Below are 13,742 nucleotides of genomic sequence, written 5' to 3'. Positions count from 1 at the left end.
CGATCTTCTATGCTTGGGACCTTTGGCGAAAAGTCCACAGGTGGTTTGCGGAAAAATTCCACAATAAGACTAAAGCGGTGGTCATGCATTGCGCAATTAAATAGTACACATGCAGTGCTTCTGTAAAGATTCCCATGAAAAATCCGTTAAGAAGAAAACCGACGAAAGCGATTAAAAAAAATTTCCAAACAGTCTTTCTATGTAAACTATCGCTTTGAAAGGTGTACTTGTAATTGAGAATATAGTTGACTCCTGCTCCAACAAGAGCTCCCGCGCTGGAACCGGTTACCGGATGAAGAAGGCCATACTGCACGCACACAAACATTGTGATATAGTGGGCGGTTGTACCAATGGCACCGACACCGGTAAACGTTATGAATTTTTTCAGCATTCGGCCTTTTTTTGTTGTGTGAGCAGAAAAATCAGGCCAATACCTGCATAGAGGACAAAGAACGATTTGAGTGCAAAGCTGATATCTTTAAGCTGGATGCCGGTAATTGCCACAGAGCATGCCGGCTCAAACATAAGGTGTATGTATGGGTCGGTGGCGGTGCTGATAGCGGTAGCCTGCAGTGATCGAGGATTAAAATGAAAGCTCGCCGTTTGGTTTACCTGCAATCGTTCCCGAGTTAAGGAGAGAAATATGCTCTCTCCAGCGTTTGAGTGTAAAGCAATATTTTCAAGGGTAACCTGACCCGGGCCATTAAGATAATCCAAACGCAATCCACAGATGCTTGGACTGGGGACGGTGTGAGATATGGTTTTTGTAGCCCCATCAGTATTGAGTAAAAAACTTTTTGAGTCCCGTTCGTTAAAGCCTCTTCCAACATCGTAGAACAGCTGAAATATAGGGGTCTCCAGTTCGGTGCTGGTGGTGACTTCCATTGAAACCGTGAGAAACCTCGCTGCCTGGGCATGGTACCAGGAAATAATGCCCGAGAGGAGGCCGGCCAGGACCGCAAGAAGCAATAATTCTTTTTTAAGCTTCATTTTTTCACCCCTCAGGCGTCCTCAACCAGCGGCTGGCACGTTGTTCGATGACCAGGTCCGGTTTGTTTTCCAGGACGATTTGCTGCATATTCTGAACCCGGACCGGACTGTGAGGGATATAGTAGATAGAGGCAAAGGACTGGGAGAGATAGGGCATCATAGCCACTGAATAGGAGTCGCGAAACATGATTGCCCGGTATTTTCCTTCAGGGCAGGTGGTGGTAAACCACTGCTGGTTGCGCGAGGTATCGTTAGCTTCCCCTTTCAGATTGTGATTGTGCAGGCAGGCAGCATTCCATGCCGTGGGAAGCGGGGCCTCTTCCTGTACCTGTTGATGCAGGTTCAGGGATTGGGCAAGGTCTCCACCTGGTTGGGAGACCAGGTCAAAAGAAGAGCGCCGTAGTTTGACAACAGGAATGCCCCGAAGCTGTTTTTTTATCTGCTGCATCATTTCCCGGTAGCCGATGTATGCGCCATAGCTGTTCCAGTGGGTGTCGGTCTTGTGGTAGGGGCGGAGCTTGTTTTTTTCTTTGAATAAGGCTTTGCGCATATCCACCACCGGTACCTTGGTATTTTCTTTGAGGTAGGTTATCAATTGATCGGCCCTTGATACCGGCTGAACAGGTGCAAAAGCGCCAGGGAGTTTTTCCGGATAGATGAGGTGTTTGCTGGGCGTCACGACAAAAAGATAGTCAATACCCTGCTGCTGCAGCCACTGGTGCTTGAGGGTAAGAATATTGGCCCAATGCTGCAGTTCCCCTGGGGAAAACGGCCAAATATTTCGCATATCTCGCACATGGTCGCCACCGTTCTGGAAAAGCCATCCGTCGCTGCCGACTATAACCCTGTTTGAAGTGGAAACATTCAGTAGAGCAAACTGATAGTAATTGTAGCCAAAAAGCAATTCTTCACGCAAGCCGAAATGATCGTTGTAGTATGCCTCAAATGCATCGGGGAACTGAGAGAGCGTGTCCCATTGGAGTTGTGGTCGCGAGGCAAGTTGCCGTTTTTCAGCTGCGGAGATTTTTTGGTCCGGGGTGGCGACAGCAATAAGCAATGGCGCCCAGAGGGAAAGGAGAAAACAGCAAATCGTGAGATAACGCGCTAGTCGAGTATACATTGTGTTAAAACCTGAAATATATGAAAGGGTTGTGCGTCCCCGCCGCCAGCTCCATGGCACATAGCCAGAATATCAGGGCACAGAAGCCTGCCTGGACTCCGCCACAGACAAATCGGCCTCCTGTGTTTGGAGCATATCTTGAGCGCACCCATTTGTGCAGTTGTGCATAGATGGGGGTTGCCCCACATATGCCGATAACGCAGACGAGCAGGGTGTGTTTGGTCCATACCAGACCCAAGGGGTAAAGCTGCGGATCAGCTGACGAAAAACCAGTCATGGCAGCGAGAAACTGCAGTGCCGCCGGCAGCGTTTCCGCCCTGAAGAACACCCAGGTGATCGTTACACCACCGAGCAGGTACAGATGCCCCAACAAGGAAGGGCAGCGGGCAAGCAGGCTCCCCATTTTTCCCCGCTCCATGACAAGAAAGGTACCGTGCAACAGGCCCCAGATGATAAAATTCCAACTGGCTCCGTGCCAGAGTCCGCACAGGAAAAAGACCAGAAAGAGGTTGAACGCAGTGCGTTGTTTGCTGCACCGGTTTCCGCCCAAAGGGATATACAGGTAGTCTCGGAACCAGCTGGAAAGGGAAATGTGCCACCGGCGCCAGAACTCGCGGAAAGAGCGGGCGATGTAGGGATAATTGAAGTTGATGCGCAGCTCAAAGCCGAAAAGTCGCCCAAGGCCGATGGCCATGTCAGAGTAGCCGGAAAAGTCAAAATAGATTTGCAGGCCATAGGCAAACGCTCCGCTCCAGGCGAGTAGAGGGGTCAGTTCATGGGGGGAGAGGGCAAAAACAGTGTCAGCAACCTGGCCCATGGGATTGGCAATCAGCATTTTTTTGCCCAATCCGATGATGAACGTGAAAATTCCTCTAGTGACTCGCTCAGCTGTATGCAGCCGATGGAGCAGTTGCCTGGCGATGTCGTGATAACGGACAATGGGGCCTGCGATCAACTGCGGAAAAAGCGCAATATAGAGCCCTGTATCCAGTGGATTGGGCTGCATAGACGCATCTTGTCTGTAGACATCAATGATATAGGAAATGGCCTGAAAAGTAAAAAAAGAGATCCCGATGGGCAGATGTATCTGGCCAATGGCAATCGGCGAAAAGCCCATAAGATTGATTAGCGGATTGACGCTGTCGACAAGGAAATTGGTATATTTAAAGATCGCAAGCAGGAGCAGGTTGCCGGCTATCCCGAGCGCAAGGTACAATTGTTGGCGTCCGGGGTGGGAGGTACGGACCATGAACATTCCGCAGAGGTGATTGAGGCTGATTGAGCCAACCATCAAGAGCAGATAAACCTGTTCTCCCCAGGCATAAAAAAAGAGGCTGGCAAATAAGAGAAAAATATTTTTTGCCCTTATGGTGGGAACAAGGTAATACCCGGTCAAAACGACAGGGAGAAACAAAAAAAGAAAAATCGTAGAACTGAATACCACTGGTGAATTACGTATAGCTGTGGTTAGTTATGGGCGTTATCTGCAGAAGCGGACGCCATGGAAAAGACTCCGGGATATCCTGAAATATCCAGAAAAGCGGTCGTCAGGTCGCTTGAGGCGAGAACATTTTCTGCAGGTAATTGTTGAATATTCAAGGAAAGGCCATGGGAAATGTCGCTGTCTGTCATGCCTTCTCTGTCGCCAAAGCACAAAGTGAACAAGTCGTTCTCCACGTAGCCTGCGCCTTGCAGCTTACACTATTTTTTCTGCGCTGTCTCTTGAGAAAGGGAGCTTGAGTGCAGCCGATAAACCAATGACATGCGCAGCCCGGAGAAACAGGACCAATTATGACAGAGACAGACATACCCGGTGAACCCGCACCCAGGGGAGCAAAAGTACTCCTCATAGCGCCCCAGCCTTTTTACGAGGAGCGCGGTACGCCGATGAACGTGCGCCTGATGTGCTCCATACTGGGCGCTGCCGGCTATGCTGTTGACCTGTTGGTTTTTCCCACAGGAAATCCACTCGATATCCCTGGGGTCAGGGTCATCAGGCTTCCCAATATCCTGTTGTTCAAGCATATCCCCATTGGCTTTTCCTGGAAAAAAATGTTTTTGGATTGCCTGCTGCCCGTGTGGTGTGCGGGGCTCTGTCTGAAAAACAGGTACCAGGTTGTCCATGGCGTGGAAGAGGGCGGGATCGTCGCTGTAGCTGCCGGATTTTTATTCATCAGAGGGGCGGCGACTGTATATGATATGGACTCGGTGTTGTCCGATCAGTTTAGCGCTGGGGGTGTTAAAACAGTATTGCGTGAGGGGGTCCGCAGGCTTGAGGCGTGGGCTATTCGACGAGCTACTCTTGTGTTGACGGTTTGCCACTCCCTGACTGATGCGGCCCGTTCAGTCAAGCCCGGAGCAGAGGTGGCCCAGATTGAGGATATACCGCTGGAGTTTGCTTTTCCCACCGATAGGGACGACATTCAGCAGGCTCAGCAGGAAGTGGCAGCCATGCTGCAAGCCAATGGGCTGGAGAATAAACAAATTCTCCTGTATACCGGTAATCTTCAGGCCTATCAGGGCATTGACCTTCTGGTTGAGGCATGGGAGCGCTACATTGGTGCCTGTGGTGATGACGCATCCGGTCGCCTGGTGGTTGTCGGCGGTCCCCAGCAGCTTGTTGCTGCATACCGGGAACGCTGCCAAGGCATGCAGCATGGGGAGACCATTTGCTTTATCGGGCCAAGGCCGGCGCAGGAGATGTCTGCATGGATGGAGAGGGCGCAGGCTCTGATTTCGCCCCGCTCTGCCGGGGAAAATACCCCCCTGAAGATATATACCTATATGGCAGCGGGGAAGCCGATCATCGCGACCAGAAGAACGACGCATACTCAGGTCCTCTCTGATTCAACAGCTTTTTTGGTCGCACCGGAGAAAGAAGCGATGGCCGCAGCCATTCGTCAGGCACTGCACGAGTTTGAAGGGGCCCATGCCAGGGCCCAGGCGGCGATGGAACTGGTAAGAGAAAAGTACAGCTACAAGGTATTTGCAACTAAACTTCTTGACGCCTACACACGGGCGCAACAATATAAATCGAACAACAGTACATCATGAAAGAACAAATTCTTGTTACCGGCGGCAACGGCTTTCTCGGTTCGCATATTTGTCGCAGGCTGCAGCAAGAGGGATATGATGTCCGAATTTTGGCGAGGCGTCATGGCGACCAGCAGCCTTCGGAGGGATTTCCCACGGTTTGGGGCGACATTCGCGATCCAGAGACGGTCGACAGGGCTGTTAAAGGGGTTGACCGGGTGGTACACACTGTTTCCAATTTTCGCCACGGAGGCTCAGACAAGGGCGAAGCCCATGCAATCAATGTGACCGGCACTCGCCTGGTGGTCGAGGCGTGCCACGCCCACCAGGTAAAGCAACTCGTCCATTGTTCGACCATTGGCGTACACGGCAGTGTTCAGGAGATACCTGCCACCGAGACCACCCCGTTTAACCCCGGGGACCTGTACCAGGAGACCAAGCTGGAGGCAGAGCTGGAAGTATGGCGTCTGGCCGAGGAGTATGGGCTGCAGACGACGGTCATTCGTCCGATATCACTGATTGGCCCCGGCGACAACCGGATGCTTAAGCTGTTTAAAATGATCAAGCAGGGCAAGTTTATGAAGATAGGTCCCTGTTCAGCCTACTTCCAACCCGCCTACATCGATGATGTGGTTGACGGGTTCCTTCTTTGTCTGGGCAATGCAAAAGCATATGGTGAAGTATTCATTATCGGCGGTGACGAGTATATCACCCTGGAGGAGCTGTTTGATCTCATTGCTGGACAACTGAAGGTGAAACCGCCATCTGTGCGGATACCTCTTCAGCCGGTGCTGTGGATGGCGTCCCTGTGCGAGGCACTTTGTGTTCCCCTGGGTGTCGAGCCCCCCCTGCATCGCCGGCGGGTGAGTTTTTTCCAAAACAACAGAGCGTTTTGCATTGACAAGGCAAAGAATGTTCTTGGCTTCCAACCCCAGGTGTCCTTGGAGGAAGCCATCAGGCGGACTATAGCCTGGTATGAACAGGAGGGGTGGTTATGAAGCCAGAGCAGAAAAACCGGGGGGAAGAGATCCTGAAGGCAAACGGGGCTGGTGAGGCGAAAACAGCCCTGCAGTCTGCGCTCACCGATACCGGCAAGTCGGCCCTGCACAAGTACCAGGAGGTCGTTGTCGGCCGTCCCGGCTGGGGGCGGCTGCTGTTGTTTGAACTGTTGACCTCTTTTCTTGGACCGCTTCCGGGGGCAGCAGGGTTGCTTCTTCGCAGCAAACTCTACCCGCTGCTGTTTGGCTCAGTCGGTAAAAAGGTGGTGTTTGGTCGTTCAATAACCATCAGGCATCCGCATAAAATACACATCGGCGATAATGCTGTGTTTGATGATTACTGCGTACTGGATGCAAAAGGAGACGACAACCAGGGGATTCGCCTGGGGCGCAACGTGATGATCGGGAGATCGACGGTATTGAGCTGTAAGAATGGGGACATTGTGATTGGCGATAATACCAATATTGCCATGAATTGTTTTGTTCAATCTGCTAAAAGCGTGCATATCGGCACGAGTGTGCTGTTTGGCGCCTACTGTTATGTGATCGGCGGCGGCGATCACCAGACCGATCGGACGGATATACCGATTCTCAGCCAGGGGCAGGTCGTACGCGGGGTGTCCATTGAGGATAACTGCTGGCTTGGTGGTGGCGTACTGGTACAGGATGGCGTAACTATCGGTAGAGATAGCATCATTGGCAGTGGGGCCGTGGTTCGCCAGGATGTGCCGTCGTTCAGCATCGCTGCCGGTGTGCCGGCCACGGTGAAAAAATCGCGCACAACCTAGACGACAGCACATGGCATCCGCACGAACTCGATATCTGCTCAAGCTGACCGTCAGCTGCACCATCATCGCGATTATCCTTTCCCGGATCGATTGGGCTGCCTTTGGGGAAACGCTCAGTATGGCCGACCCCGCCTTGTTGGGGGTGGCCTTTGTTCTCTTGTGGGTTGAGCGGGCATGGGCCGTGTATAAATGGCGCTTTCTCCTCAAAGCCCAGCAAACGCATATCTCATTATGGACCTTGTTCTGTATATACAATATTGGTGCGTTCTGGGGACTGTTTCTCCCCTCCAGCCTCAGTACCGATGTGGTTCGCGGGTATTACCTCTCAAAAAATACCGCAGATCTCGACCTCTCGGCTGCATCGGTGGTCGTTGACCGGATGATGGGCCTTTTTTCGCTCCTGTTTTGCTGTCTGGTCAGTGTATTGTTTTATAGTGCAAATTTTGCCTCCTCGATTATCGAGTATGTGGTGTTTGTCACTGTTCTCTGCGTGGTCGCCGCCTGCGCTGCCTATTGGGAGGCGGTGCCGCGATTTCTTGAGCAAAGGATAGGATTTTTCAAGCACCATGCGATAGGGGTGAAACTCATCAGCATGCACAGGGCGTTTTTGAATTTTAAACAGTACCCGATGGTGATGGTGCAATCCTTTCTCTACTCGCTGGTGCTGCAGTTGATTCGGGTGTTCACGTTGTACATAACAGCCCTTGCTTTTCAAATCGACGCCGAGGTGGTAAAGTTTTTCATCGTCGTCCCCCTGACGGTTATTGTTATCATGATTCCGGTTTCCATTGGCGGTTTGGGTGTACGTGAAGGGTCGTTTATCAGCCTTTTTGCCTTAGTGGGAGTAGGGGTGAATGACTCCTTCGCCATATCCGGGACCAATTCGGTGATGGTGACGTTGATCGGGTTGATGGGCGGAATTTTTTATCTTTCATTCAAGCACGGACAGCAGTCTGCCGGAGAAGCGGCTGGCGATGGGGGTCCTGGCACTACATTGGTGACATCGGTGAGCAGAGACAAGGAGACAAAGAGTGGGTGAGTATACAGCGGCTGATGTGACTGTTGCCGTTTTGAACTATAACGGGCTGGGTAAAATCCCTGATCTTTTTGCCTCTATCACTGAGCTTGATCACCCACCGGGTGAGGTGATCATGGTCGATGATGGTTCAAACGACGGTAGTCCGCAATGGGTCAAGGAGCATTATCCGCAAGTACGTATTGTGGTGTTTCCTCAAAATTCGGGCGGTATGCTGAATGTGGTGCGAAATAAAGCCCTGCAGGAGGCTGAGACTGCACTGGTCTTCATCGTTGACAATGATGTGGTTCTTATGCCTGACTGTGTGGATGAGGCTGTGAATGCCCTGAATACTCTCCCCGGAGCCGCAGTCTGTATGACCAGGGCGGTATATGAGGAGAAGCCGGACATAATCTACCAGGATGGACAGATACTGCATTATGTGGGTGCTTCTCCTAATATTAACCGGGATCTGCCGGTTGGTGAAGCAGACAGTACGCCCCGACTGAGCATCGGCTGGGGGGTGCAGATGATCGACAAGGAAAAGACCGCCTCAGTGGGGTGGTTCAACGAGCGCTACAGGCTCGGGTGGGGAGATGACGGTGAATTCAACCATAAACTGAACATGGCGGGGTTCAATTGCTATCACGTTCCCGCGTCCGTTGTTCTTCACAAGCGACACAGCGCATCCAAAAGATATGTCAGTGCAGTACAGAATCGGTGGCGTTTTCTTCTGGAAATGTATCAATTGAAAACGCTCTTGCTGGTGCTGCCGGCGCTGCTTTTCTATGAACTTCCCCTGTTCGGTTTCCTGGTGATGCAGAAAAAACCGGGAGACTATTTTATCGGGATGGCCAACGTGATGAAGCAGTTTCCCGATATCTTCAGGCAGCGGAAAAAAATTCAGAGTCGGCGGCGTGTTCCGGATAGAGAACTTATTGGCTGTGGTGATATTTTTGTGTACACCGAAGAGATGTCTTCCCCTGTTCTGCGGACAGGGTACAAAATTTTAAACAATTTACTGAATTTTTACTGGCGATTAATTCGTAACGCGTTATAAGCGACAGCACAGGAACATATGAAAGAAGTCCGGCCAGAGGATTGTCCGAAAAGATGCAATGGCCGGACAGTATTGCCACGCTACACTGTGGCAGAGGTATGACGAATGAGTACACACAGTAAACGACTACAAAAGAGTCTGCTCGGGCTCGTTGTTGCGGTGGCAGGTCTATTGACCTGTCTTCCCGGGATGGCTGCGCAAAGCACCTCGGTCACCACCGCGGTGGAGGGAGCTGCTTTGACCTGGGTTGAGGAGCACAAAGGCAACTTTGCAGTATTTTACAGCCAGTATGACGGCGACCAATGGGGGGAGCCAGCGGTGATTTCCGCAAATGATAAGCTCAATATAGTGCCAACGGTAACGCGTGGTGCTGGCAAGGAAAAATGGTTGGCATGGACGGTCTTTGATAGCGGTACAACCGAGTTGCATTTTGCCCGTTATCATCGGGGGGAGTGGACGGAGGAGCAGACATTTGAGACAGGCTTGCCTGCCAATATTGCGCCATCGTTGCTTATTGACAGTCAGCAGGTAGTATGGCTCGTTTGGGCTGGCGGTGATGGACAGGATGATGATATCTATTATACTCGGTGGAACGGTTCAGCATTTGAACCGCCGGAGCGTATAATCGACAACAGTGTTCCCGATGTCCTGCCGGTATTGGGATTGACTGCTGACGGGACGGTTTGGGTGCAGTGGAAGCACTATGCTGATGCAGGGTATATTACCATGGTTGCCCGATGGGACGGTGAACAGTGGGAAGGGGTTACCGTAGTTGAAGAGAGCCTGTACCTGCAGTATGCCGAAACGATTACCGATGAAAAGGAACCGTTGATACTTGATCTGAAGCTACCTGATTATCTCCAGGATCCCGGCAAGGCCTCAATGTATGTTCCGGGGCAAGAGGTGCAGTCGGTTCCCCTTCGTCTGGTACCAGGCATGACGAAATAATGTTTTATGATATCCGGTTGAGCGGAGTTGAAAGGATGATCAATACGATATGTAAGCGCAGTTACGGGTGGCCGTCCATCCTGTTGGTACAAATATTCACCATGGTGTTCATCGTCGGTTCTGCCGTCGCTGTCTATGGAGTGGAAGTCATTGCCTTTGGCGACAGCATAACCTATGGCACTGGAAGTTCAACCGGCGGGTACCCCACCAAGCTTGAGGCCCTGTTGAACGAAAGGTGCGGAGCATCGGCTGTGTACAATTATGGCCAGCAAGGGGAAACGACCTCCTACGGCTCGGGCAGGATCGAAACGCCGCTTGCCGCTCATCCTGGAGCCAGCTATATTCTGATCATGGAAGGTACCAATGACCTGTTTTTCGGGATGTCGCTGGGGGCAACCCAATACCATCTGGAAACCATGATCGCCAAGAGCAGAGATGCCGGCGTCACTCCTCTTCTCGCCACCTTGACTCCAGATACCAGGCCGGAGGCAAGCCAGAAGGATATATACGGCACCTACAATCCGCTCATTCAGAGTATTGGCGCCAATCTGGGAGTGGCCGTGGTGGATATGTGGGGAGCGCTCGCCTATAATTGGGGCGGCTGGAGCGGGGATGGTATTCATCCCAATGATGGGGGATATAATGTAATGGCCCTCGCCTGGGATGGCAATATACCCTGCACCGGCGGAGGCGGTGGTTCCGGCGGAGGCGGCGACAGTGGAGGTGGTGGCTGTTTTATCGCCACGGCTGCCTTTGGTTCCGAATTGGCCCCTCATGTCGGCGTGCTCAAGCAGTTTCGTGACCAGGTCCTGCTGCCCAATACGCTGGGTAAACACTTCGTCAACCTGTACTATACGGTATCACCTCCCATAGCTGACTTTATCGCTGAGCGTGAATATCTGAAACGAGTTGTTCGTGTATTGCTGTATCCCTTGATAATGTGCAGTTACCTGTTGCTCAAGGCGAGCATATGGCAGCAGTTTCTTGCTGCTGGAGTTCTTGGCGTACTTTCCGTGGTGGCTGTACTGCTGATTCGCAGGCGTAGCATTTCTCAAGCCGGTTCATACTGATCAGTCCGGTGGCAGGCAGCTGGTTGAAACACCGGTCTCATCAATGCTGCACAGGGGGAAGCAACAGACACTGTTTCTTCCCCCTTTTCTTCGTCCTCTTTCATTCGCACACCCTTTTGCATGTATTTTCTTGACGGACACGTTCATTTACAGCATCCGGAGGTATTCGTGCACCTTTTGGATGCCGGCCTGCATAACATGGGCGTGCATGCCCGTCGGCAACAGGAACCATCGGGTCGGATCTCAGGGCTGCTGCTCATAGCTGGCTTGCCTGCTCAGCAATGGCTGCAAACAATGGTCCAGTTGGCCGACAGTGACAAGCCGCTCAAGGGGCAGCACCTCTGGAAAGTGCAATCTACTCAAGAAGACCAAAGTATTCTTTGTCGGAACGAAGCAGGTGATACGCTGTGCTGCGCCCTCGGGGAACAGGTCAACACCACCGAGCGGCTTGAATTGCTGCTTTTTGGGGCCAATCACCCGTACGAGGTGCGATCACTGGAGGAAAGCGTTGAGCAGTCGCTAGGTGAAGGCGCATTGGTTATTGTTCCCTGGGGAGTCGGAAAATGGCTCGGCAATCGAGGAAAAGCGGTGAGCCGGTTATTGCAGAACCATCATATTCAGGGGTATTGCCTTGGCGATAACGGCAATCGTCCGCAGGTGTGGGCCAGGGTGCCTCAATTTGCAGAAGCTGCCCAGCGCAGTATCCCCCTGGTTACCGGTTCTGATCCTCTTTTTCTAGACGGAGAGATTGCTCGGGTCGGCAACTACGGTACAATTGTTCGAGAGTCGTTGGACCTGCAGAACCCACTGGCTTCACTTCGCAACGTTATACAACAGGGCACTGCCAGTCTTCAACCGTATGGTCAGCGTCAGCCGCTGTGGACCTTCCTGTCGACTCAATTCAAACTGCGATTGGCCAGATAGGTGAGGCAATGAAACGAGACCTGGAACGGTTGCAGAAGACTCGCTTTGACATGGCGGTTATTGGCGCCGGTGTTCATGGGGCGGTTATCTCTGCCCTGGGAGCAGCGTGCGGGCTCCGCACTGTTCTGCTGGAACGTGGTGATTTTTGCAGCGGCACATCTGCCAATAGTTTGAAGATTCTGCACGGGGGGCTGCGGTACCTGCAGCATATGGATTTTCCCCGAATCCGTGACTCGGTGGCAAGCCGTCGCTGGATGCTGCACAATTTCCCCGAATTGGTTCGGCCCCTGCAGTGCATTATGCCCACCAGAGGAAGAGGGGTGCGCAGCCGGGAGGCCATGACGGTTGGACTGTTGCTGAACGATCTCTTCAGCTGCACCCGAAATAGGGGAGTGCTCCCTTCCCACCATCTGGGCAGGGGAAAAATTCTTTCCGTTGCGGCCTGTCGAAAGATAATTTCCGGCCTGGAACAGGAATCGACAACGGGTGGAGCCTGTTGGTACGATGCGCTGGCTGAAAATACCGAACGTATTATACTGGAGCTGGTTGTCCTGCTGACCCAGCGGGGCGGAGATGCCGCCAATTATGTTGCGGTTGACGGCATCGTGCAAGAGGGTACCACAACGACTTTGGCCTGCAGGGACAGAGAAACCGGCGCGTCACTCACCCTGCATGCCGGCTGCGTGGTCAACAGCACCGGACCTGGATTGACTCAATTTGCGCCATTGCAGGCCGCTTCGGCAGAGAGTAAAGGCTGGAGCAGGGCAGTCAATCTGGTCGTTGGGCGGCAACTTTTTCCCACCTATGCGGTCGGTCTCGAGGGGTCCAGTTCTTTTGTTGATCATGATGCAGTTATACAAAAAGGCAAGCGGTTGTTTTTCTTTGTACCGTGGCGGGGAAGAACCATGATCGGGACCGTCTATACCCCCCATGCTGACCCACGGGTGGCAGCGACGGTAACCAGGAAGGACCTGGAGGACATGATCAAAGAAATCAATCAGATCTATCCGGCCGGAAAGCTCCGGTTTGAGGACATTGCCACTTTTCATGTAGGGGTGATGCCCTCAATTGCCGGCGAGGGGGGAGGTCCCTACGATGTCCAACTCGACAAGCGGGAATTGATCGTCGACCACGGCAAGGAAGATAGCCTTCCCAATGTCTATTCGGTAAAGACCGTGAAGTATACAACCGCTTTTACCATGGCCTGCCGACTGTTTCAGCAACTGGCTGATGGCGGTATCCTGAAAAAAGCTGACTGGGAGAAGGCGGTTGCCTCACCCTTTGCGGCCGCACCAGGCCGCGAGCAGGTGCAGGAACTTCCTGCTTATTTGAGGAGAAGATACGGGCGTCAGGCTCTTGCCGTAGTACCATACCTGAGCGGTCAGGGCAATGCTGGCACTGCCAATGGTACCGCTGAACAATTAGACCCAGGCGAGATACGGTATGCAGTGGAGCAGGAGATGGCGCTTCATCTCGACGATGTGCTCCTGCGCAGAACGGGTATAGCAACAGCGTCGCAACCGAGTGATGAAACCCTTGAGATGGCCGCAGATGTCATGACAACACTGCTTGGGTGGAGCCCGCAGCAGCGGACGGCTGAACTGGAGCGAGTGTATCGGTATTTTGCACCCTTACAGCATTAGGCCGGCAGGGGGCGAATTACCTCGCTGGGTGGTTTGAGTCAAGACCCGCTATCTTCTCGCCCTCGGATCGTGCGTTGAGAGGATTTGCACACCAAAGAAAGAATGAATGCGGTAACTGTTCGTAGGGTCAATACGGGCCGGCACTTTTATAGA

The 13,742-nt window shown here is 52.5% G+C and carries 14 protein-coding genes; 9 read left to right on the top strand and 5 right to left on the bottom strand.

The genetic code is table 11. From position 1 onward, the window contains the following. Positions 1-7: 7 nt before the first annotated feature. The 5 genes from ACZ52Z_RS10160 to ACZ52Z_RS10140 are packed head-to-tail and all read right to left on the bottom strand — an operon-like array spanning position 8 to position 3,775. A complete protein-coding gene (locus ACZ52Z_RS10160) occupies positions 8-391 on the bottom strand; it encodes a GtrA family protein (protein WP_464270626.1) in 384 nt (127 codons plus the stop codon). Beyond that, positions 385-990, bottom strand: coding sequence for a hypothetical protein (locus ACZ52Z_RS10155; protein WP_464270625.1), 606 nt, complete (start codon positions 988-990; stop codon positions 385-387). The genes ACZ52Z_RS10160 and ACZ52Z_RS10155 overlap by 7 nt, the downstream gene beginning before the upstream one ends. Before the next feature lie 4 nt (positions 991-994). Beyond that, positions 995-2,110 (bottom strand): alginate O-acetyltransferase AlgX-related protein, encoded by a 1,116-nt coding sequence (locus ACZ52Z_RS10150; protein WP_464270624.1) that lies wholly within the window; start codon positions 2,108-2,110, stop codon positions 995-997. A gap of 4 nt (positions 2,111-2,114) precedes the next feature. Beyond that, positions 2,115-3,524 carry an MBOAT family O-acyltransferase gene (locus ACZ52Z_RS10145; RefSeq protein WP_464270623.1) on the bottom strand — a complete coding sequence of 470 codons (1,410 nt, stop codon included), beginning with the start codon at positions 3,522-3,524 and terminating at the stop codon, positions 2,115-2,117. Between the two features lie 53 nt (positions 3,525-3,577). Next, positions 3,578-3,775, bottom strand: a complete 198-nt coding sequence (locus ACZ52Z_RS10140; protein ID WP_464270622.1) for a hypothetical protein — start codon at positions 3,773-3,775, stop codon at positions 3,578-3,580. Positions 3,776-3,901: 126 nt separating this feature from the next. On the opposite strand from ACZ52Z_RS10140, the gene ACZ52Z_RS10135 reads away from it, so the two are divergent. From ACZ52Z_RS10135 to ACZ52Z_RS10095, 9 genes are all read left to right on the top strand, one after another. Beyond that, complete coding sequence (locus tag ACZ52Z_RS10135; RefSeq protein WP_464270621.1) at positions 3,902-5,164, top strand: glycosyltransferase family 4 protein; 1,263 nt, start codon at positions 3,902-3,904, stop codon at positions 5,162-5,164. Then, positions 5,161-6,141 (top strand): NAD-dependent epimerase/dehydratase family protein, encoded by a 981-nt coding sequence (locus ACZ52Z_RS10130; protein WP_464270620.1) that lies wholly within the window; start codon positions 5,161-5,163, stop codon positions 6,139-6,141. Before ACZ52Z_RS10135 ends, ACZ52Z_RS10130 begins: the two co-directional genes overlap by 4 nt. After that, positions 6,138-6,929 carry an acyltransferase gene (locus ACZ52Z_RS10125; RefSeq protein WP_464270619.1) on the top strand — a complete coding sequence of 264 codons (792 nt, stop codon included), beginning with the start codon at positions 6,138-6,140 and terminating at the stop codon, positions 6,927-6,929. The genes ACZ52Z_RS10130 and ACZ52Z_RS10125 overlap by 4 nt, the downstream gene beginning before the upstream one ends. Before the next feature lie 10 nt (positions 6,930-6,939). Continuing rightward, positions 6,940-7,968, top strand: a complete 1,029-nt coding sequence (locus tag ACZ52Z_RS10120; RefSeq protein WP_464270618.1) for a lysylphosphatidylglycerol synthase transmembrane domain-containing protein — start codon at positions 6,940-6,942, stop codon at positions 7,966-7,968. Further along, a complete protein-coding gene (locus tag ACZ52Z_RS10115; protein ID WP_464270617.1) occupies positions 7,961-9,004 on the top strand; it encodes a glycosyltransferase family 2 protein in 1,044 nt (347 codons plus the stop codon). Before ACZ52Z_RS10120 ends, ACZ52Z_RS10115 begins: the two co-directional genes overlap by 8 nt. 105 nt (positions 9,005-9,109) lie before the next feature. Next, positions 9,110-9,952: a hypothetical protein gene (locus ACZ52Z_RS10110; protein WP_464270616.1), complete on the top strand. Its 843-nt coding sequence runs from the start codon at positions 9,110-9,112 to the stop codon at positions 9,950-9,952. A gap of 35 nt (positions 9,953-9,987) precedes the next feature. Further along, on the top strand, positions 9,988-11,022 hold the full coding sequence (locus ACZ52Z_RS10105; RefSeq protein ID WP_464270615.1) for an SGNH/GDSL hydrolase family protein: 1,035 nt from the start codon (positions 9,988-9,990) through the stop codon (positions 11,020-11,022). A 168-nt stretch (positions 11,023-11,190) separates the two neighbouring features. Beyond that, positions 11,191-11,946 carry a hypothetical protein gene (locus ACZ52Z_RS10100; RefSeq protein WP_464270614.1) on the top strand — a complete coding sequence of 252 codons (756 nt, stop codon included), beginning with the start codon at positions 11,191-11,193 and terminating at the stop codon, positions 11,944-11,946. Positions 11,947-11,954: 8 nt separating this feature from the next. Beyond that, the gene (locus ACZ52Z_RS10095; RefSeq protein WP_464270613.1) at positions 11,955-13,589 is read left to right on the top strand and encodes a glycerol-3-phosphate dehydrogenase/oxidase; all 1,635 of its coding nucleotides are present in this window, start codon (positions 11,955-11,957) and stop codon (positions 13,587-13,589) included. The last annotated feature ends 153 nt before the right edge of the window (positions 13,590-13,742 follow it).

The organism is Desulfogranum aggregans (genome assembly GCF_055398265.1).
Note: the sequence above shows the minus strand (reverse complement) of the source record. Positions and strands in the feature narration are given on the sequence as shown.